Raw genomic sequence first — 19220 nt, 5'->3', positions numbered from 1 at the left:
GACAGAGGGGACGTTGCAGACGCTTCACCCGGCGGTCACCGAGGATGCCGGAGGACCTCACCCCGAGGCTCACCTACTCCTCACGCCGGAGCGATATCGTCCGCAGTCGTTCTTGGGGATGAGCGCATCACCCCCGGAACAGTGCGGTAATGGAGTCAGGGCCCGTACTGTGGGTTCTGTCGCAGCATCGGTGAGCTGGAGTCCGTCAGAAGGGGGCGCGCGAAGCCCATGAGCGGTGTCATGAAGCGTATGGGGATGATCTTCCGCGCGAAGGCGAACAAGGCCCTTGACCGGGCCGAGGACCCGCGCGAGACCCTCGATTACTCGTACCAGAAGCAGCTGGAGCTGCTGCAGAAGGTGCGCCGCGGAGTCGCCGACGTGGCGACCTCCCGCAAGCGCCTCGAACTCCAGCTCAACCAGCTGCAGCAGCAGTCGTCCAAGCTGGAGGACCAGGGCCGCAAGGCGCTCGCGCTCGGCCGCGAGGATCTGGCCCGTGAGGCGCTCTCCCGCCGTTCCGCCCTGCAGCAGCAGGTGACGGACCTGGAGACGCAGCACACGACCCTCCAGGGCGAGGAGGAGAAGCTCACCCTGGCGGCCCAGCGGCTGCAGGCCAAGGTCGACGCCTTCCGTACGAAGAAGGAGACCATCAAGGCCACCTACACCGCCGCCCAGGCCCAGACCCGGATCGGTGAGGCCTTCTCCGGCATCTCCGAGGAGATGGGCGACGTCGGCCTCGCCATCCAGCGCGCCGAGGACAAGACCGCCCAGCTCCAGGCCCGGGCCGGCGCCATCGACGAGCTGCTCGCCTCCGGCGCCCTGGACGACCCGACCGGCATGGCCAAGGACGACCTGACGGCCGAGCTGGACCGCATCTCCGGTGGTACGGATGTAGAGCTGGAGCTGCAGCGCATGAAGGCGGAGCTGGCCGGAGGATCGCCGCAGCAGGCGATCGAGGGCGGCACCGGCCAGGCGCAGTCCCAGCAGCACCCGCAGGACACCCCGCGCTTCGACAAGCAGTAGCCCGGCGCCGGGGCCCGGAGCCGAGGAGGCGACGTGATCGTACGGATCATGGGGGAGGGCCAGGTGAAGCTGGCCGACTCCCACTTCAGCGAGCTCAACAAGCTGGACGACGAGCTGCTGGCGGAGATGGAGAGCGGTGACGAGGAGGGTTTCCGCCGCACGCTCGCCGCTCTCCTGGACGCCGTCCGGCAGCTCGGTACTCCGCTGCCGGACGACGCGCTGGAGCCCTCGGAGCTGATCCTGCCGGCGGCGGACGCCTCCCTGGACGAGGTCCGGCAGATGCTCAGCGACGACGGGCTGATCCCGGGCTGAGCCCGGCCCGGGTCAGCTCAGGGTGAACCAGGTGCTGCGGGACTTCTGCCACTCCGGGTGGCTGAGGTCCTTCGCCTCGACGCCGTCGCCGTAGAGGTCGGCGGACCCGTCGTCGGTGATCAGCTGCACCCGGGCCCCGGAGACCTCCAGGTCGGGCACGGACACGACGGACTCCCAGCCGCCCACGTCCGTGGTCGGCAGGTCCAGCTTCTTCACGGGCTGGTGTCCGGCGACCCCGTCCCACTCGTACAGGGCGTACGGGTCGCTGTTGTCGTCGGCCGCCCAGGATCCGGCGAGGATCAGGAACTGCCCCTTGTCGTTCCGGCGCAGATCACGGATGGACAGACCGCCGAGGTCCAGCTCGATCGGCGTACCGAACGTGGCCTCGGCACCGTGGACCACCCGGTCCATGTCGGTCACCGGCACGATCAGCGCCTTCCCGCCCGACTGCGGCGGCACCAGCGGAGCCCGGAAGCCGACGTAGGCGGTGGTGGCCGAGCCCGGCGCGAACTCCAGCCCCTCCACGTTGAAGCCGTCCACCTGCTTCGGGGTCTGTCCGTCGGCCGTCGCGGCGGCGAAGCCGTACCGGTCGCCGTTCGCCTCGTCCCAGGCCACCAGGTCGTCGCGCAGGCGGTGCCCGGCCGTGCCGAAGGAGAGCGAGGTGGCCGCGCCCGAGCCGGAGACCGTGGTGGTGAACACCGTGTTGCGGTCGGGCTTGTACACGCCGTCCTTGTTGTTGCCGAGCGAACCCGTCCAGTAGATGGTGTTCCCGACACGGGTGGCGCCCTCGATGTCGACCTCCTTGTCGGCACCCAGCGCACTGTCCAGGTCCCAGGTCTTCACCGGGGCGCCGGAGGCCGAGCCGTCGTACAGCCGCAGGGTGTTGTCCTCGTCGTTGCCGACGACGATGTAGCCGCCCCCGACGTCGACCGCGGCGGAGGCGTCCGAGGCGCCGGTGAGATAGCGGGCGTCCGCGGAGTACCGGACGCTCGGGGAAGCCGCGTAGTGCAGCGTCGTGGTGGCCGTCCTGCCGCCGAGGCCCGTCACCTTCAGCGTGAGGTCCGCATAGCCCTGGCCGTGTGCGGTGACCGAGACGGTACGGCTGCTTCCGGTGCCCGTGATCTTGACGTCGGACGTGGCCGCCACGGAGGTGCGGCTGCTCCTGGTGGCCGTCACGGTCAGCGTGGAGGCGTCCGCGCCGCTCTGCGCGAGCGTGAGGGTGACCGTCGGGTCGCCGGTGCTGCCGACGGCGCCCGACAGACAGGCCGCCGACAGCTTGATCGTCGGCGTGCCGTAGGTGATGGCCTGGGCGGGGCCGGCCAGGCCGGTGGCCGAGGCGAGGGAGAGGGCGGCCGCGGACCAGAGCACGCGGAGCGAAAGAGGGCGCACGGGGGCTGCCTTTCGTCGACGGGGGTGCGATTGCCGACGAGAAGGCTGAGCAGGCTCGGCCAACAGCGCTTGACAGCTGATGGTCAGTCAGCCGACCGAACGCCTAATAGCTCGGGGCCGTGCCGTACGGCGGCTGCGGGCCGCATGCGGCTGATCGCGCGGTTCCCCGCGCCCCTTCAGGGCGCGGCGGCACCCGGTGCACGCCGGCAGACCTTCGCCGCAGCGCCCCGTACTGTTCACAAGGTGAGCACTCTCGAACGCGCCCGGTGCGGCCTCAAGGCACACCCCCTCGCGCTGGACGCGGCCATCGCCGCCGGCGTGCTGGTGTGCATGGTCGCCGGATCCTTCGTGGTGCCCCGCGGGGAGAACGGCGTCACCTGGGGCGTCCGCACCCCGGACCCGCTCAGCCTGGTCCTGATGGCCCTCGGCGCCGCCGCACTCGTCTTCCGCCGCCGCGCGCCCAAGACGGTCCTCGCCCTCACCGGCACTCTGTCCGTGGTCGAGTCCGTCACCGGCGACCCGCGCGCCCCGGTCGCCATGTCCGCGGTCGTCGCCCTCTACACCGTCGCCTCGACCACCGACCGCACCACCACCTGGCGCGTCGGCCTGCTCACCATGACCGTCCTGACGGCCGCCGCCATGCTCGGCGGCACCCTGCCCTGGTACGCCCAGGAGAACCTCGGCGTGCTCGCCTGGACCGGTATCGGCGCCACCGCCGGGGACGCCGTACGCAGCCGCCGCGCGGTCGTCCAGGCCATCCGGGAGCGCGCCGAGCGCGCCGAGCGCACCCGCGAGGAGGAGGCCCGCCGCCGCGTCGCCGAGGAGCGGCTGCGCATCGCCCGCGATCTGCACGACGTGGTCGCCCACCACATCGCGCTGGTCAATGTGCAGGCCGGAGTCGCCGCGCACGTCATGGACAAACGGCCCGACCAGGCCAAGGAGGCCCTCGCCCACGTCCGCGAGGCCAGCCGTTCCGCGCTGGGCGAGCTGCGCGCCACGGTCGGCCTGCTGCGCCAGTCCGGCGACCCCGAGGCGCCCACCGAACCCGCTCCCGGCCTCAGCCGTCTCGAAGAACTGGCCGGCACCTTCCGCAGTGCCGGGCTCCCGGTCGAGGTGGCCCGCGCCGACCAGGGCGTCGAACTCCCGGCCGCCGTCGACCTGGCCGCCTACCGGATCGTCCAGGAGGCCCTGACCAACGCGCAGAAGCACGCGGGCCCGGACGCCAGCGCCGAGGTCAGCGTCGTACGCGTCGGACCGCGGATCGAGGTCACGGTGCTGGACGACGGCGCGGGCGCGGCCGGTGAGCCCGGGGCCGGCGGCGGGCACGGACTGCTCGGCATGCGGGAGCGGGTCACCGCCCTGGGCGGCACCCTGACCACCGGACCCCGCTACGGCGGCGGCTTCCGCGTCCATGCGATCCTGCCGGTCCAGACCCGCACCACGGCCCCGGGGGAGCCCGTATGACGATCCGTGTCCTGCTCGCCGACGACCAGGCACTGCTGCGCAGCGCGTTCCGGGTCCTGGTCGACTCCGAGCCCGACATGGAGGTGGTCGGTGAGGCCTCCGACGGCGCCGAGGCGGTCCGGCTGGCCAAGGAGCGGGGCGCCGACGTCGTCCTCATGGACATCCGGATGCCCGGCACCGACGGCCTCGCCGCCACCCGTCTGATCAGCGCCGACCCGTCGCTCGCCCAGGTCCGCGTGGTCATCCTGACCACCTTCGAGGTCGACGACTACGTGGTCCAGTCGCTGCGCGCGGGCGCCTCCGGCTTCCTCGGCAAGGGCAGCGAGCCCGAGGAACTGCTGAACGCCATCCGGGTCGCCGCCGGTGGCGAGGCGTTGCTGTCCCCCGCCGCCACCAAGGGCCTGATCGCCCGCTTCCTCGCCCAGGGCGACGGCGACGACGGCCGCGATCCCGCCCGCTCCGAGCGGCTCGGCGCGCTCACCGGCCGGGAGCGGGAGGTGCTCGTCCAGGTCGCCGGCGGCCACTCCAACGACGAGATCGCCGAACGCCTGGAGGTCAGCCCGCTGACGGTCAAGACGCACGTCAACCGGGCCATGGCCAAGCTCGGCGCCCGGGACCGGGCCCAGCTCGTCGTCATCGCGTACGAGTCGGGGCTGGTACGCCCGAGGATGGACTGATCTCCACCCGCGCGTACTGCGCGCGGAGTAGGGGCCGGATAAGGAAATGGACCCGGGGCCTACGAAAACCCGGTCCGGCATGGCCCAGGGTGGTGGGGTGGGCGCCCGGCTGCGCCTGCCGCTTCTGCCGCTCACGGAAACGAGACCCTGAACCATGTCCTGGCTGTCCAGATTCAGCCTCGCGCAGCGGGCCCTGATAGGCCTCATGTCCATCGTCGCGCTCGTCTTCGGGCTGATCGCGATACCCCAGATCAAGCAGCAGCTGCTGCCCACCATCAACCTGCCCATGGTGTCGGTCGTCGCGCCGTACCAGGGCGCCTCGCCCGACGTCGTCGAGAAGCAGGTCGTCGAGCCCATCGAGGACAACCTCCAGGGCGTCGACGGCATCACCGGCGTCACCTCCACCGCCAGCGAGGGCAACGCCGTGATCATGGCGTCCTTCGACTACGGCAACGACACCAAGCGGATCGTCTCCGACGTCCAGCAGGCCGTGAACCGGGCCCGCAACCAGTTCCCGGACGAGGTCGACCCGCAGGTCGTCTCCGGGTCCACGGACGACATGCCGACCGTGGTCCTCGCCGTCACCTCCGACAAGGACCAGCAGGCCCTCGCCGACCAGCTGGAGACGACGGTCGTCCCGACCCTGAAGGACATCGACGGCGTCGGCCGTGTCCAGATCACCGGCAAGCGTGACCTCCAGGTCGCCGTCACCCCGAACGACGCGAAGCTGGCGCAGGCCGGCCTCACCTCCGCCGCCCTCGGCCAGGCCCTGCAGGCGGGCGGCGCGACCGTCCCGGCCGGCTCCTTCGACGAGAAGGGCGCCAACCGCACCGTCCAGGTCGGCGGCGGCTTCACCTCGCTGAAGCAGATCCAGGACCTGATGGTCACCGGCGAGGCCGGCAAGAAGCCCGTACGCCTCGGCGACGTGGCCACGGTGAAGGAGCAGCCTGCCCCGGCCGACTCCATCACCCGCACCGACGGCCGGCCCAGCCTCGCCGTCAACGTCACCATGGACCACGACGGCAGCGCGGTCTCCATCTCGAACGCGGTCAAGGACCAGCTGCCCGATCTGCGGCGGGACCTCGGCGCGGGTGCGAAGCTCACGGTCGTCAGCGACCAGGGCCCGGCGGTGTCCAAGTCCATCAAGGGCCTGACCACGGAGGGTGCGCTCGGCCTGCTCTTCGCGGTCCTGATCATCCTGGTCTTCCTGGCCTCGGTCCGCTCGACGCTGGTCACGGCGGTCTCCATCCCGCTGTCCGTGGTCCTCGCGCTGATCGTGCTGTGGACCCGCGGCCTGTCCCTGAACATGCTCACCCTCGGCGCGCTGACCATCGCCATCGGCCGCGTCGTCGACGACTCGATCGTGGTCCTGGAGAACATCAAGCGGCACCTCGGCTACGGCGAGGAGCGCAAGGACGCGATCCTGAACGCCGTGCGCGAGGTGGCGGGCGCGGTCACCTCCTCCACCCTCACCACGGTCGCCGTCTTCCTGCCGATCGGCCTGGTCGGCGGCATGGTGGGTGCCCTGTTCGGCTCGTTCAGCATCACGGTCACGGCGGCCCTGCTGGCCTCCCTGCTCGTCTCGCTGACGGTCGTACCCGTCCTGTCGTACTGGTTCCTGCGCGCCCCGAAGGGCACCCCCGAGGACGCCGAGGAGGCCCGCCGCCGGGCCGAGGAGAAGGAGGCGAAGAGCCGCCTCCAGCGCTTCTACGTCCCCGTCCTGCGCTTCGCGACCCGTCGCCGCCTCACCAGCGTGCTGATCGCGATCGTGGTCCTGGTCGTCACGTTCGGCATGTCCGGGCTGCTGAAGACCAACTTCTTCGACCAGGGCGAGCAGGAAGTCCTCACCGTCAAGCAGGAGCTGAAGCCCGGCACCAGCCTCGCGGCCACCGATGCGCAGGCCAAGCGGGTGGAGAAGCTGCTCGCCTCCACCGAGGGCGTCAAGGACTACCAGGTCACCGTCGGCTCCTCCGGCTTCATGGCGGCCTTCGGCGGCGGCACGGACACCAACCAGGCGTCGTACCAGGTCATGCTGAAGGACTCGAAGTCCTACAACGACGTGCAGAAGCACCTCGAGGCCGAGCTGAACAAGCTCAAGGGCATCGGTACGACGACCGTGTCGGCCGGTGACGGCTTCGGTAACCAGGACCTCAGCGTCGTGGTGAAGGCGTCCGACCCGAAGGTGCTGAGCGAGGCCGCCGACCGGGTGCGCTCCACCGTGGCCGGGCTCGACCACGTCACGGACGTCACCAGCGACCTCGCCCAGAGCGTGCCGCGGATCTCGGTCAAGGCCAACGCCAAGGCGGCCGCCGCCGGTTTCGACGACCAGAAGCTGGGCGCCGCTGTCGCCCAGGCCGTGCGTGGTACGACGACGGCGAAGGCGATCCTCGACGACACCGAGCGCGACGTCGTCGTGAAGTCGGCGAAGCCCGCCACCACCCTGGCCCAGCTGAAGGCGCTGCGCCTCGGCCCGGTGAAGCTCGGTGACATCGCGAACGTCGAGCTGGTGGACGGCCCCGTGTCGATGACCCGCATCGACGGCCGGCGCGCCGCGACCATCACGGCCCGCCCGACCGGGGACAACACGGGCGCGGTCAGCACCCAGCTCCAGTCGAAGATCAAGGCCCTGAAGCTCCCTGCGGGTGCCGAGGCGCAGATCGGCGGTGTCTCCTCCGACCAGGACGACGCGTTCAAGAACCTGGGCCTGGCCATGCTGGCGGCGATCGCGATCGTCTTCATGCTGCTGGTGGCGACGTTCCGCTCGCTGGCCCAGCCGCTGATCCTGCTGGTCTCGATCCCGTTCGCGGCGACGGGCGCGATCGGTCTCCTCGTGGCCACCGGCACCCCGATGGGTGTCCCGGCGATGATCGGCATGCTGATGCTGATCGGCATCGTGGTGACCAACGCGATCGTGCTGATCGACCTGATCAACCAGTACCGCAAGCAGGGCTACGGCGTCGTCGAGGCCGTGGTGGAGGGCGGCCGCCACCGGCTCCGCCCGATCCTCATGACGGCCCTGGCGACGATCTTCGCCCTGCTCCCGATGGCCCTGGGCGTCACCGGCGAGGGCGGCTTCATCGCCCAGCCGCTGGCCGTGGTCGTGATCGGCGGTCTGATCTCGTCCACGCTGCTCACCCTGCTCCTCGTCCCGACCCTCTACGCGATGCTGGAGCTCCGCAAGGAGCGGCGGGCGAAGAAGCGGGCCGCGAAGAAGGGCACGCCGGCCCGGACCGAGTCCGTCTCGGACGAGCCGGAGCCCGCGGGAGTGTAGGCAACCGGTTGTCCCGGCGGCCGGGCGCGCACATGGTGCGGGCCCGGCCGTTCGCCGTTTCCGTGGCCGAATCCCTTGATTCCGTGGACGGTTCGGCGGTGGCTGTGCATGCTGATCATTCATGGGCGAAGATCCGGCAACCGCATCTCGGCCGTCGTCCGACGCGCGCTCTCGAAAGCGCTTCGGCCGCACCACCTCTGCGGTGGTGATGATGACGTCCGCCGTCGCAGGCGTCGCATCCGCGGCGGGGATCAGCTACGCGGTCGGTGCGCACGCGGGGCTGGGGGTGTTCTTCGCCGTCCTGATGGTGGTGCTGGGCCTTGGCCTGCTCACCTACGAGCTGTGGAAGCCGTCCCGGGCCGAGCTGCGCCGCGTCATCGAGGGGCGGGAACGGGTGCGGGAGGCGGAAGAGGGCCTGGAGCGAGCCTTGCGCCCGGCGCCGGGCGGTTCGCACATGTCCGCCGAGCCCGGGCCGTATGCGGACGGGCTGCGGAGCGGGAGTGCCCGGGACGGCGCGGACCTCGCAGGCACGCGGCTCACGCTCCCCGAGCTGTGGGCCGTCACGCACCGGCGCCTCGACCTCTACCACGAGATCGCCCTGGGCCAGGCGGCGCGCTCGTTCCGCAACGCCCAGTTCGCCATGGTGCTCGGCTTCGTGCTGCTCGCCGCGTTCGTGGCCGTGGCGCTGAGGGCCGGTACGACGGCGGGGAGCGTGGTGGCAGGCGGCCTCGGAGCGGTGGCCGCCGGCCTCGCGGGCTATGTGAGTCGCACCTTCATCCGCTCCCAGGAAGCGGCGGCCGGCCATCTGCGCGCCTACTTCCACCAGCCGCTGGAGTTCTCGCGCTACCTGGCGGCGGAACGCCTCGTCGCCGACGCCCCGCTCAGCGAGGAACGGCGCGCCGAGGTGCTGGGCGCCCTGGTCGCTGCGATGGTCTCGGGGCCGGGGAGGGACACGGCGGAGAACGCGGGGGATTCGCAGGACCCGGGCGGGACGTGAGCGGTCGCCGGGCTCAGAGAGAGTCCGTGGTGTCCGGCCCGGACGAGAGATCGGGATCCGTTCCCCGGAACGTGGCACGAAAGGGGCGCCCCCCGACACCGGGAAGCGCCCCTGACCCGCGTACGGGCCATACCCCTACGGCAGCGCCAGCATCCGCTCCAGGGCCAGCTTGGCGAACGCCTCCGTCTCCTTGTCGACCTCGATGCGGTTGACCAGGTTGCCCTCGGCCAGGGACTCCAGGGCCCAGACCAGGTGGGGCAGGTCGATGCGGTTCATGGTCGAGCAGAAGCAGACCGTCTTGTCGAGGAAGGCGATCTCCTTGCCCTCGGGCGCGAAGCGGTTCGCCAGGCGGCGGACCAGGTTCAGCTCCGTGCCGATGGCCCACTTGGAGCCGGCCGGGGCCGCTTCCAGGGCCTTGATGATGTACTCGGTCGAGCCGACGTAGTCCGCCGCGGCCACGACCTCGTGCTTGCACTCGGGGTGGACGAGGACGTTCACACCGGGGATGCGCTCGCGCACGTCGTTCACGGAGTCCAGGTTGAAGCGGCCGTGGACCGAGCAGTGGCCGCGCCACAGGATCATCTTCGCGGCACGCAGCTCGTCCGCGGTCAGCCCGCCGTTCGGCTTGTGCGGGTTGTAGACCACGCAGTCGTCCAGGGACATGCCCATGTCCCGCACCGCGGTGTTGCGGCCCAGGTGCTGGTCGGGCAGGAACAGGACCTTCTCGCCCTGCTCAAAGGCCCAGTCGAGGGCGCGCTTGGCGTTCGACGAGGTGCAGATGGTGCCACCGTGCTTGCCGGTGAACGCCTTGATGTCCGCCGAGGAGTTCATGTACGAGACCGGTACGACCTGCTCGGCGATGCCCGCCTCGGTCAGCACGTCCCAGCACTCGGCGACCTGCTCGGCCGTGGCCATGTCAGCCATGGAACAGCCGGCCGCGAGGTCCGGCAGGACCACCTTCTGGTCGTCGGACGTCAGGATGTCCGCCGACTCGGCCATGAAGTGCACACCGCAGAAGACGATGTACTCGGCCTCCGGGCGCGCCGCCGCGTCCCGGGCCAGCTTGAAGGAGTCACCCGTCACGTCGGCGAACTGGATGACCTCGTCGCGCTGGTAGTGGTGGCCGAGCACGAAGACCTTGTCGCCGAGCTTCTCCTTGGCCGCGCGGGCGCGCTCGACCAGGTCGGGGTCGGACGGCGAGGGCAGGTCGCCGGGACACTCGACGCCCCGCTCGCTCTTCGGGTCGGCCTCACGGCCGAGCAGCAGCAGTGCGAGCGGAGTCGGCTGTACGTCGAGATCCGGGGTCTGGGCGGTGGTCACGACACACACCCTTTCTACTTTTCGTCTAACTGACGCTATCTATCATAACTGCTTCACGTCACTTTGACGACGGCCATAGCGTCGATGTGACGTGAATCCCGCCAGGGTTCCTCGGGTCCCCCTTCGGGCCGCTGTCCGCGCTCTCGGGCATGTGCGAGCATGAGGGAAGAAGCAAAAACGCGACCACGCGAACGCCCGGCCCGGAATGAATCCGCGGAAACGCCGGTTGCACTGGTCGGCAAGCAGTCTCCGTACAACCCGGGAGAGATGTAGATGTCCGTATCGGACGAGACCACCACCGTCACCGACGGCATCATCCTGACCGACGCCGCCGCGTCCAAGGTCAAGGCGCTGCTCGACCAGGAAGGCCGCGACGACCTCGCGCTGCGCGTCGCCGTCCAGCCCGGCGGCTGCTCCGGCCTGCGCTACCAGCTCTTCTTCGACGAGCGCTCGCTTGACGGTGACGTGGAGAAGGACTTCGGTGGGGTCAAGGTCGTCACCGACCGCATGAGCGCCCCGTACCTGGGCGGCGCCACCGTCGACTTCGTGGACACGATCGAGAAGCAGGGCTTCACCATCGACAACCCGAACGCGACGGGCTCCTGCGCCTGCGGCGACTCCTTCAGCTGAGCCGGCCACAGCCTGACGGCGAAGGCGGCGGCCCCCTCCGAGGGGGCCGCCGCCTTCGCGTTGCGCGGGTTGGCTAGCGGGCCGCCTGCGGCCGCAGTGCTCCCGGCTTCGCCTTCGGGATCTGCTTGCCGTCGACGCCGACCACGGTCCGGCCGTCGAGCGGAGCGTCCAGCCGTACGGTCTTCACGTACTGCTTGGCGATCAGGATGCACACCTTGTCCGGCCAGGGCTTCTCGGTCACGGTGACCGTGACCCGGCCGCCGCTCTCCTTCGCCGAGGCCGTGTAGTCCGCGCACACCCCGCCCATGAAGCTCACGGTCAGCTCGCGGTCGTCGGCGGTGTAGCCGTCCACCTTCACCTCACGCGTCTTGGGCGCGGCGGACCCTGAGGAAGGGGCGGAAGGGGCGGAAGGGGCGGAAGGGGCGGAAGGGGCGGCCGGGGCCGACGGTGCCGCGAGGTACTTCGGATCGACCGCCGGATACGTCACCGTGAACGCGCCTCCCGCAGCCGACTCCCGCACCTGGAACAGCCATGACGGCACCAGCAGCTGCCGCCCGCCGGCCGAGCGCGCGGCCAGCCCGAACACCGCCTTGTCGACCGTGGCCCGGTCGGCCGGCTGCGCCGGCGCCGACCCGCCGCACGGCTGCTCCAGCCGGTCCTTCAGCGGCATCGGAGTGGCACAGCCGCCGATGCCCATGCGGTGGTCGCTCTTCGGCGCCTTGTTCATCAGCTCCAGCGTCTTCGTCGCGTCCAGGACGGGGTACGTGTCCCCCTTCACCGGCGCCGCCAGCTGACCGTGTCCGCCGATCAGCTCGCCCTGCTTGTCCACGGTCAGGCCGGTCGTCAGGCCGTACGTGGGCAGCCCGCCCACCACCGGGTCCGCGTTGACCACCCGCTGGGCGCCCATGATCTGGCTCGCGTCGATCTTCGCGTCGTCCTGCCCGAGCGCCTTCAGCACGGGCGCCGCCGCCTTCTCCGCGGCCGCCACGCTCACCGGGGTACCGGCCGGGGTCATCGGGTCGTGCACGCAGACGGTGATCTTCTTGCAGTTGTCGGTCCCGGGCGCGTACCGGCTGAAGGTCCAGCTGCCCGGCGCGTCCCGGTTCACCTGCAGGGTCGGCCCGGAACCGTCCTTCCCGGCGCCGACCTGCCAGATCCGCCCCTCGGCCACCGGCGTGCCGTCCACACCGAGCGCCTCGGCCAGCCGCGCCACCTGGTCCTTGCCGACCTCCGCCCCGGGCACGTACACCGGTGCCGAGCCGGGACCGCTCGGCAGCTCGCCCGCGGCCACATAGGTCGCGCCGTACGGATTCGGCTCCCCGGGCGCGATCCCGCCCGTGCCGCCCTGCGCCCACCCGTCCAGGGTGAGCGGCGCGGGGTTCTGGCCGTCGCCGGACGCGCCCGCGTTCGTACGGCCGCCCGAGGCATGGTTCGCGGCGAGGTACGCGCTTCCGCCCCCGACCAGCAGGACGGCCGCCGCGACCGAGGCGACGACCGCGGGGGAGCGGCGCCGCCCGGCCCGCTCTCCGGCGCCTCCGCCCCCGACCTCGCCGACCTCTTCGACCTGGCCGGCTCCACCGTCGTCCGCCCCGGCGGCCGCGCTCTCACCGGAGACCCCGGCTGCCCCGGAGTCCCCGGCCGCCTCGGCTGCTCCGGAGTCCGCACAGGCCCCGGCTGCCCCGGAGTCCCCGGCCGCCCCGGCGTCGTCGGAAACCTCGGCGTCCGGGGAAGCGGAGGCGTCCTCGGGCACCTTGGCCTCGTCAGAGTTCCTGGCTTCCTCGGAAACCTCGGAGGCCTCGGGCTCCTCGGGGTGCTCCGGTCGCTCGGTGTTCACCGCATCGCTCCTCGCTGCATCGTGTCCCACGTCCCCGGCACGGGGGACGGCGATGGGACGCGCGAGGGGAGCGCACGGTTCCCGGCTGTGCGCCCCTGGTGTCAGTCGCCGTAGTCGGACATGGCGTCAAGGAGCCGGGCGGAGCGCGCCGGCACGCGGACCCCGTGGATCTTGGACGGAGGCACCGGACGGGAGTCGGCGTGCTCGGGAGCCGTCCAGCGCGGGGCCATCCGGGCGCAGTCCCCGCGCAGCGAGGCGAGGTCGCCCTCGAGGTCGGCCGGGGCGCTGGAGTTGACCTTGAGGTTTGTCATGACGGCACCGTAGCCACGCCCGAGCTCGCGAAGAAAGACCTACTATCGGGTAGTTTTGCCAGCTGTCAGTGACAGCCCGTGAGCGGGTAGCGTGAACTGTCAATCCAGCCTCCCGCAGGAGAATGCCTGTCGTGCGCATCGCAGTCACCGGCTCCATCGCCACCGACCACCTCATGACCTTTCCCGGCCGCTTCGCCGACCAGTTCGTCGCGGACCAGCTGCACACGGTCTCGCTCTCCTTCCTGGTCGACAACCTGGACGTACGCCGGGGCGGCGTAGGCGCGAACATCGCCTTCGGCATGGGTCAGCTCGGAACCAAGCCGATCCTGGTCGGAGCCGCGGGCTTCGACTTCGACGACTACCGTGCCTGGCTCGACCGGCACGGTGTGGACACCGACTCGGTCCGTATCTCCGAGACCCTGCACACCGCCCGCTTCGTGTGCACCACCGACGCCGACCACAACCAGATCGGCTCCTTCTACACCGGCGCGATGAGCGAGGCCCGCCTCATCGAGCTCAAGACGGTCGCCGACCGGGCCGGCAGCCTCGACCTGGTCCTCATCGGCGCCGACGACCCGGAGGCGATGCTCCGCCACACGGAGGAGTGCCGCTCCCGTTCGATCCCCTTCGCCGCCGACTTCTCCCAGCAGATCGCCCGTATGGAGGGCGAGGAGATCCGGATACTGCTGGACGGGGCGACCTACCTGTTCTCCAACGAGTACGAGAAGGGCCTCATCGAGTCCAAGACCGGCTGGAGCGACGCCCAGATCCTGGCCAAGGTCGGCCACCGCGTCACCACGCTCGGCTCGCGCGGCGTGCGCATCGAGCGGGTCGGCGAGGACCCGATCGAGGTCGGCTGCGCGGAGGAGGAGCGCAAGGCCGACCCCACGGGCGTCGGCGACGCCTTCCGGGCCGGTTTCCTCTCCGGCCTGGCCTGGGGCGTCTCCCTGGAGCGCGCGGCCCAGGTCGGCTGCATGCTGGCGACCCTCGTCATCGAGACGGTGGGCACGCAGGAGTACCAGCTGCGCCGGGCGCACTTCATGGACCGGTTCACCAAGGCGTACGGCGTCGAGGCGGCCGAGGAAGTCCAGGCTCACCTGGGCTGACACCGTGCCGGTGCCCTTCGGGGCGCCTCAGCTCAGCCGGCGGACCAGGTACGCCGTACCCCGCTCCGCCGGCTCCTCGCCCACGTACTCCTGCCCCCGCATCTCGCACCACGCGGGAATGTCCAGCCGGGCCGCCTCGTCGTCCGACAGCACCCGCACCGTGCCCCCCACCGGCACGTCCCCGATCACCTTGGCCAGCTCGATGACCGGAATCGGGCACCGCTTGCCGAGAGAGTCGACGACCAGTTCCTCGGCCCGTACGGCCGTCTCGGGCGCAGGCGCCCCCAGCTTCTCCCTGACCCCGGCCACGACGCCCGGCAGCACGCCCAGGAACCGCTCCACATCCTCCTCGGCCGTCCCCGGGGGCAACGACACCCGTACGTTCCCCTCGCTCAGCACCCCCATCGCCTTCAGCACATGGCTGGGCGTCAGGGTGCTGCTCGTGCAGGACGATCCGGACGAGACGGAAAAGCCCTCCCGGTCCAACTCGTGCAGCAGGGCCTCTCCGTCGACATAGAGACAGGAGAAGGTGACGATTCCCGGCAGGCGCCGCTCGGGAGCCCCCACCACCTCCACATCCGGTACGACCTCGGGCACCCGTGCGCGGATCCGCTCCGTCAGTTCCCGCAGCCGTACCGCCTCCTGGGCCGCCTCGGCCCGCACCGCGCGCAGGGAGGCCACGGCCGCCACGATCGCCGGGAGGTTCTCGAAACCGGGCGCACGCCCCGACTCCCGCTCGTCCACGGGCCCTTGTGCCACGAACCGCACGCCCTTGCGCACCACCAGCAGCCCCACACCCGAGGGCCCGCCCCATTTGTGCGCACTGGCGGCCAGCAGCGACCAGTCACCCTCGACCGGCCCCCACCCCAGCGACTGCGCCGCGTCCACGAACAGCGGCACCCCGGCCGCCCGGCACACCTCACCCACCTCGGCGACCGGCTGCACGGTCCCCACCTCATGATTGGCCGACTGCAGACAGACCAGCGCGGTGTCCTGCCGCAGCGCGGCCGCACAGGCCGACGGATCCACCGCTCCGGCCCGGTCGACGGCCACCGTGCTCACCGTTCCGCCCCCGGCCTCGAACGCTTCCGCCGAATGGAGTACCGAGGAGTGTTCGACCGCTGACACGATCAGGTGGCGCCCCACCCGCCGCCGCCCCGCCAACGCCCCCGCGATGCCGGTGTGTACGGCCCGGGTCCCGGAGGAGGTGAACGCCACCTCGTCGGCCCGGCACCCCACCGCCTCGGCGACCGCCTCCCGAGCGGCGTCGAGCAGCATCCGCGCCTTCCGCCCTTCCCGGTAGAGACGGGCGGGATCGGCCCATCCGTCATCCAAAGAGGCCAACAGGGCCTGACGGGCCACTGGATGGAGCGGGGCACTGGATGCAGCGTCGAAGTAGGACACACGGCAACGGTAAATCTTCGGAGCGGCGGCCGGCCTCAAGGGGCGCGGGGAACCGCGCGACCAGCCACAATGCCACCCTCGGCCGCACGCCAAACCGCGACAACCCGAGCTATTAGGAGCTCAATCCCACCCTTAAGGAGTGACCGGCGGCGCGTATGCCCCCCTCCCCGCGAACCCCCGGAAGCCGTCGGCTAGGGTTTGGTCCGCATAAACATCCAAACCCCTGCCCGACGCAGGGCGGCGACCGACCAGCGAGAAGGCCGCAGCCGACCGCGCGGGCGAGACTCTCGGGAAGGCGCTACGTGAGTCCCAACGGCTCCGACCGCTCGCCGCGGCGCCCGATGCGGCGGAAGCTGCTGCAGGCACTGACCGCGGGCCTGGTCCTGGCGACCGCTACCGGTTGCACATACAAGGACTTCCCCCGCCTTGGCATGCCCACCCCGACCACGGAAGAGGCTCCGCGGATCCTCTCCCTGTGGCAGGGCTCCTGGGCTGCCGCACTGGCCACCGGCGTGCTGGTGTGGGGCCTGATCCTGTGGAGTGCTTTCTTCCACCGGCGCAGCCGCACCAAGGTCGAGGTACCTCCGCAGACCCGGTACAACATGCCGATCGAGGCCCTGTACACGGTGGTCCCGATCATCATCATCTCGGTGTTGTTCTACTTCACCGCCCGGGACGAGTCGAAGCTCCTGGACCTCTCCAAGAAGCCCGACGTCACGGTCAACGTGGTCGGCTACCAGTGGAGCTGGGGCTTCAACTACGTCGAGAACGTTCCCGGTGTCCCCGGCAACGCGAAGACCGACAAGAACCTGGACGCCATTCCGGACCGGTTCAAGAAGGACTTCCCGGCGAACGCCGGCGGTGTCTACGACGCCGGTACGCCCGCCTCGCGGAACCCGCAGACCGGCAACCCCGGTCCGACGCTCTGGCTCCCCGAAGGCAAGACGGTCCGCTTCGTCCTCACCTCGCGTGACGTCATCCACTCCTTCTGGGTGGTGCCGTTCCTCATGAAGCAGGACGTCATCCCGGGCCACACCAATGCCTTCCAGGTGGTTCCCAACCATCAGGGCACCTTCCTGGGCAAGTGCGCCGAGCTCTGCGGCGTCGACCACTCCCGGATGCTGTTCAACGTGAAGGTCGTCTCCCCCGAGCGTTACGAGCAGCACCTCAAGGACCTCGCCAAGAAGGGGCAGACCGGTTACATTCCCGCCGGCATCGCGCAGACGCCGCACGAGAAGAACCGGGAGACGAACAACCTGTGAGCATCGTCAACGAACCCCAGGGTGCCGCGGCAGCTGAGGACTCGTACGAGAACGAGCTGCCGGTCAGGCGCAAGCAGCCCGGCAATGTCGTGGTGAAGTGGCTGACGACCACCGACCACAAGACGATCGGAACGCTGTACCTCGTCACGTCGTTCGCGTTCTTCCTGATCGGCGGCGTGATGGCGCTGCTCATGCGCGCCGAGCTGGCCCGTCCGGGCCTGCAGATCATGTCGAACGAGCAGTTCAACCAGGCGTTCACGATGCACGGCACGATCATGCTGCTGATGTTCGCGACGCCGCTGTTCGCCGGCTTCACGAACTGGATCATGCCGCTCCAGATCGGCGCGCCGGACGTCGCCTTCCCGCGACTGAACATGTTCGCCTACTGGCTCTACCTGTTCGGCTCGACCATCGCGGTCGGCGGCTTCCTCACCCCGCAGGGCGCGGCCGACTTCGGCTGGTTCGCCTACTCCCCGCTGTCGGACGCGGTCCGCTCGCCGGGTATCGGCGCCGACATGTGGATCATGGGTCTGGCCTTCTCCGGCTTCGGCACCATCCTCGGCGCGGTCAACTTCATCACCACGATCATCTGCATGCGTGCCCCGGGCATGACCATGTTCCGCATGCCGATCTTCGTGTGGAACGTGCTGCTGACCGCCGTGCTGGTCCTGCTCGCCTTCCCGGTCCTCGCGGCCGCGCTGTTCGCCCTGGAGGCGGACCGTAAATTCGGAGCGCATGTCTTCGATGCCGCGAATGGCGGAGCCTTGCTGTGGCAACACCTCTTCTGGTTCTTCGGCCATCCAGAGGTGTACATCATCGCGCTGCCGTTCTTCGGCATCATCTCCGAGGTCATCCCGGTCTTCTCCCGCAAGCCGATGTTCGGCTACATGGGTCTGATCGCGGCCACCATCGCGATCGCCGGTCTGTCCGTGACGGTGTGGGCGCACCACATGTACGTCACCGGCGGTGTGCTGCTGCCGTTCTTCTCCTTCATGACCTTCCTGATCGCCGTCCCGACCGGTGTGAAGTTCTTCAACTGGATCGGCACGATGTGGAAGGGCTCGCTGTCCTTCGAGACACCGATGCTCTGGGCCACCGGCTTCCTGATCACCTTCACCTTCGGTGGTCTGACCGGTGTCATCCTCGCCTCGCCCCCGATGGACTTCCACGTCTCCGACTCGTACTTCGTGGTGGCCCACTTCCACTACGTGGTCTTCGGCACGGTCGTCTTCGCGATGTTCTCCGGCTTCCACTTCTGGTGGCCGAAGATGACGGGCAAGATGCTCGACGAGCGCCTCGGCAAGATCACCTTCTGGACGCTGTTCGTCGGCTTCCACGGCACCTTCCTGGTCCAGCACTGGCTGGGTGCCGAGGGCATGCCGCGTCGTTACGCCGACTACCTGGCGGCCGACGGCTTCACCACGCTGAACACGATCTCGTCCATCAGCTCGTTCCTGCTCGGCCTGTCGATCCTGCCGTTCCTCTACAACGTGTGGAAGACGGCCAAGTACGGCAAGCCGGTCGGCGTCGACGACCCGTGGGGCTACGGCCGTTCGCTGGAGTGGGCGACCTCCTGCCCGCCCCCGCGGCACAACTTCCTCACCCTGCCGCGGATTCGCAGCGAATCCCCGGCGTTCGACCTGCACCACCCCGAGATCGCCGCCCTCGAGCAGCTTGAGCACGCCGGTCACGGCGGCGCCATCGCGGGCAGCAAGGAGGCCGGCAAGTGAAGATCCAGGGCCGGATGTTCATCTGGCTGAGCTTCTTCGTCCTGATCATGGCCGTCGTGTACGGCGTGTGGTCGAAGGAGCCGGCCGGTACCACTGCGCTCTTCCTGGCCTTCGGCCTGTGCATCATGGTCGGCTTCTACCTGGGCTTCACCGCCCGGCGGGTCGACGCGGGTGCCCAGGACGACAAGGAGGCCGACGTCGCGGACGACGCGGGCGAGCTGGGCTTCTTCAGCCCGCACAGCTGGCAGCCGCTCGCCCTGGGGTTCGGCGGCGCGCTGGCCTTCCTCGGTGTCGCGGTCGGCTGGTGGCTGCTGTACTTCTCGGCACCGATCATCCTGATCGGTCTCTTCGGCTGGGTGTTCGAGTACTACCACGGTGAGAACCGCACCCAGTAGCACGCGCCCAGCGCATCGGGAGCCCGGACACTCCGCCAGGAGGTCCGGGCTCCTCCCTTTGCCGGGGTGTCCGTCCCTCGTACGAGTTACGTGCCGCG

The 19220-nt window shown here is 70.2% G+C and carries 16 protein-coding genes; 11 read left to right on the top strand and 5 right to left on the bottom strand.

What is annotated here, in order from left to right:
• Positions 1-228: 228 nt before the first annotated feature.
• Together AVL59_RS37850 and pspAA are read left to right on the top strand one after the other, a co-directional pair.
• Positions 229-1020, top strand: coding sequence for a PspA/IM30 family protein (locus tag AVL59_RS37850; protein ID WP_079147188.1), 792 nt, complete (start codon positions 229-231; stop codon positions 1018-1020).
• Positions 1021-1053: 33 nt separating this feature from the next.
• Complete coding sequence (gene pspAA, locus AVL59_RS37845; protein ID WP_067313670.1) at positions 1054-1332, top strand: PspA-associated protein PspAA; 279 nt, start codon at positions 1054-1056, stop codon at positions 1330-1332.
• A gap of 12 nt (positions 1333-1344) precedes the next feature.
• Here the strand turns inward: pspAA and AVL59_RS37840 are convergent, their stop codons facing one another.
• Positions 1345-2655: a DUF3616 domain-containing protein gene (locus AVL59_RS37840; protein ID WP_245383095.1), complete on the bottom strand. Its 1311-nt coding sequence runs from the start codon at positions 2653-2655 to the stop codon at positions 1345-1347.
• A 309-nt stretch (positions 2656-2964) separates the two neighbouring features.
• On the opposite strand from AVL59_RS37840, the gene AVL59_RS37835 reads away from it, so the two are divergent.
• The 4 genes from AVL59_RS37835 to AVL59_RS37820 all read left to right on the top strand — a co-directional run bounded on the left by AVL59_RS37835 (position 2965) and on the right by AVL59_RS37820 (position 9130).
• Entirely contained in the window at positions 2965-4185 is a 1221-nt protein-coding gene (locus tag AVL59_RS37835; protein WP_067318213.1) for a sensor histidine kinase, read from the top strand.
• Entirely contained in the window at positions 4182-4862 is a 681-nt protein-coding gene (locus AVL59_RS37830; protein WP_067313667.1) for a response regulator, read from the top strand. The genes AVL59_RS37835 and AVL59_RS37830 overlap by 4 nt, the downstream gene beginning before the upstream one ends.
• 154 nt (positions 4863-5016) lie before the next feature.
• On the top strand, positions 5017-8133 hold the full coding sequence (locus AVL59_RS37825; RefSeq protein WP_067313665.1) for an efflux RND transporter permease subunit: 3117 nt from the start codon (positions 5017-5019) through the stop codon (positions 8131-8133).
• Between the two features lie 211 nt (positions 8134-8344).
• A complete protein-coding gene (locus tag AVL59_RS37820) occupies positions 8345-9130 on the top strand; it encodes a hypothetical protein (RefSeq protein WP_159400185.1) in 786 nt (261 codons plus the stop codon).
• 135 nt (positions 9131-9265) lie between these two features.
• Here the strand turns inward: AVL59_RS37820 and nadA are convergent, their stop codons facing one another.
• A complete protein-coding gene (gene nadA, locus AVL59_RS37815) occupies positions 9266-10450 on the bottom strand; it encodes a quinolinate synthase NadA (RefSeq protein ID WP_067313662.1) in 1185 nt (394 codons plus the stop codon).
• A gap of 273 nt (positions 10451-10723) precedes the next feature.
• Between nadA and AVL59_RS37810 the strand changes: the two genes are divergently transcribed.
• Entirely contained in the window at positions 10724-11080 is a 357-nt protein-coding gene (locus AVL59_RS37810) for a HesB/IscA family protein (RefSeq protein WP_016435777.1), read from the top strand.
• A 73-nt stretch (positions 11081-11153) separates the two neighbouring features.
• Here the strand turns inward: AVL59_RS37810 and AVL59_RS37805 are convergent, their stop codons facing one another.
• Both AVL59_RS37805 and AVL59_RS37800 read right to left on the bottom strand, forming a co-directional pair.
• Positions 11154-12914: a hypothetical protein gene (locus tag AVL59_RS37805; RefSeq protein ID WP_067313660.1), complete on the bottom strand. Its 1761-nt coding sequence runs from the start codon at positions 12912-12914 to the stop codon at positions 11154-11156.
• A 101-nt stretch (positions 12915-13015) separates the two neighbouring features.
• Entirely contained in the window at positions 13016-13225 is a 210-nt protein-coding gene (locus AVL59_RS37800; protein ID WP_067313658.1) for a hypothetical protein, read from the bottom strand.
• A gap of 131 nt (positions 13226-13356) precedes the next feature.
• On the opposite strand from AVL59_RS37800, the gene AVL59_RS37795 reads away from it, so the two are divergent.
• Complete coding sequence (locus AVL59_RS37795; RefSeq protein ID WP_067318210.1) at positions 13357-14331, top strand: carbohydrate kinase family protein; 975 nt, start codon at positions 13357-13359, stop codon at positions 14329-14331.
• A gap of 27 nt (positions 14332-14358) precedes the next feature.
• Here the strand turns inward: AVL59_RS37795 and AVL59_RS37790 are convergent, their stop codons facing one another.
• Positions 14359-15735: a cysteine desulfurase/sulfurtransferase TusA family protein gene (locus AVL59_RS37790; RefSeq protein ID WP_079147185.1), complete on the bottom strand. Its 1377-nt coding sequence runs from the start codon at positions 15733-15735 to the stop codon at positions 14359-14361.
• A 302-nt stretch (positions 15736-16037) separates the two neighbouring features.
• On the opposite strand from AVL59_RS37790, the gene ctaC reads away from it, so the two are divergent.
• From ctaC to AVL59_RS37775, 3 genes are read left to right on the top strand one after another with little or no spacing between them, the layout of a single operon-like run.
• Positions 16038-16997, top strand: coding sequence for an aa3-type cytochrome oxidase subunit II (gene ctaC / locus AVL59_RS37785; RefSeq protein ID WP_067313655.1), 960 nt, complete (start codon positions 16038-16040; stop codon positions 16995-16997).
• On the top strand, positions 16994-18727 hold the full coding sequence (gene ctaD / locus AVL59_RS37780; protein ID WP_067313653.1) for an aa3-type cytochrome oxidase subunit I: 1734 nt from the start codon (positions 16994-16996) through the stop codon (positions 18725-18727). The genes ctaC and ctaD overlap by 4 nt, the downstream gene beginning before the upstream one ends.
• On the top strand, positions 18724-19122 hold the full coding sequence (locus AVL59_RS37775) for a cytochrome c oxidase subunit 4 (protein ID WP_067313652.1): 399 nt from the start codon (positions 18724-18726) through the stop codon (positions 19120-19122). Before ctaD ends, AVL59_RS37775 begins: the two co-directional genes overlap by 4 nt.
• Positions 19123-19220: the final 98 nt, after the last annotated feature.

The sequence above is a fragment of the Streptomyces griseochromogenes genome (assembly GCF_001542625.1).
In the GTDB taxonomy this organism is placed as follows: Bacteria; Actinomycetota; Actinomycetes; order Streptomycetales; family Streptomycetaceae; genus Streptomyces; species Streptomyces griseochromogenes.
Note: the sequence above shows the minus strand (reverse complement) of the source record. Positions and strands in the feature narration are given on the sequence as shown.

Excerpts from the sequence above, each read along its gene's own strand:
- AVL59_RS37810 (WP_016435777.1), top strand. The coding sequence starts at position 10,724 with ATGTCCGTATCGGACGAGACCACCACCGTCACCGACGGCATCATCCTG.
- AVL59_RS37800 (WP_067313658.1), bottom strand. The coding sequence starts at position 13,225 with ATGACAAACCTCAAGGTCAACTCCAGCGCCCCGGCCGACCTCGAGGGC.
- AVL59_RS37825 (WP_067313665.1), top strand. The coding sequence starts at position 5,017 with ATGTCCTGGCTGTCCAGATTCAGCCTCGCGCAGCGGGCCCTGATAGGC.
- AVL59_RS37850 (WP_079147188.1), top strand. The coding sequence starts at position 229 with ATGAGCGGTGTCATGAAGCGTATGGGGATGATCTTCCGCGCGAAGGCG.
- AVL59_RS37830 (WP_067313667.1), top strand. The coding sequence starts at position 4,182 with ATGACGATCCGTGTCCTGCTCGCCGACGACCAGGCACTGCTGCGCAGC.
- AVL59_RS37820 (WP_159400185.1), top strand. The coding sequence starts at position 8,345 with ATGACGTCCGCCGTCGCAGGCGTCGCATCCGCGGCGGGGATCAGCTAC.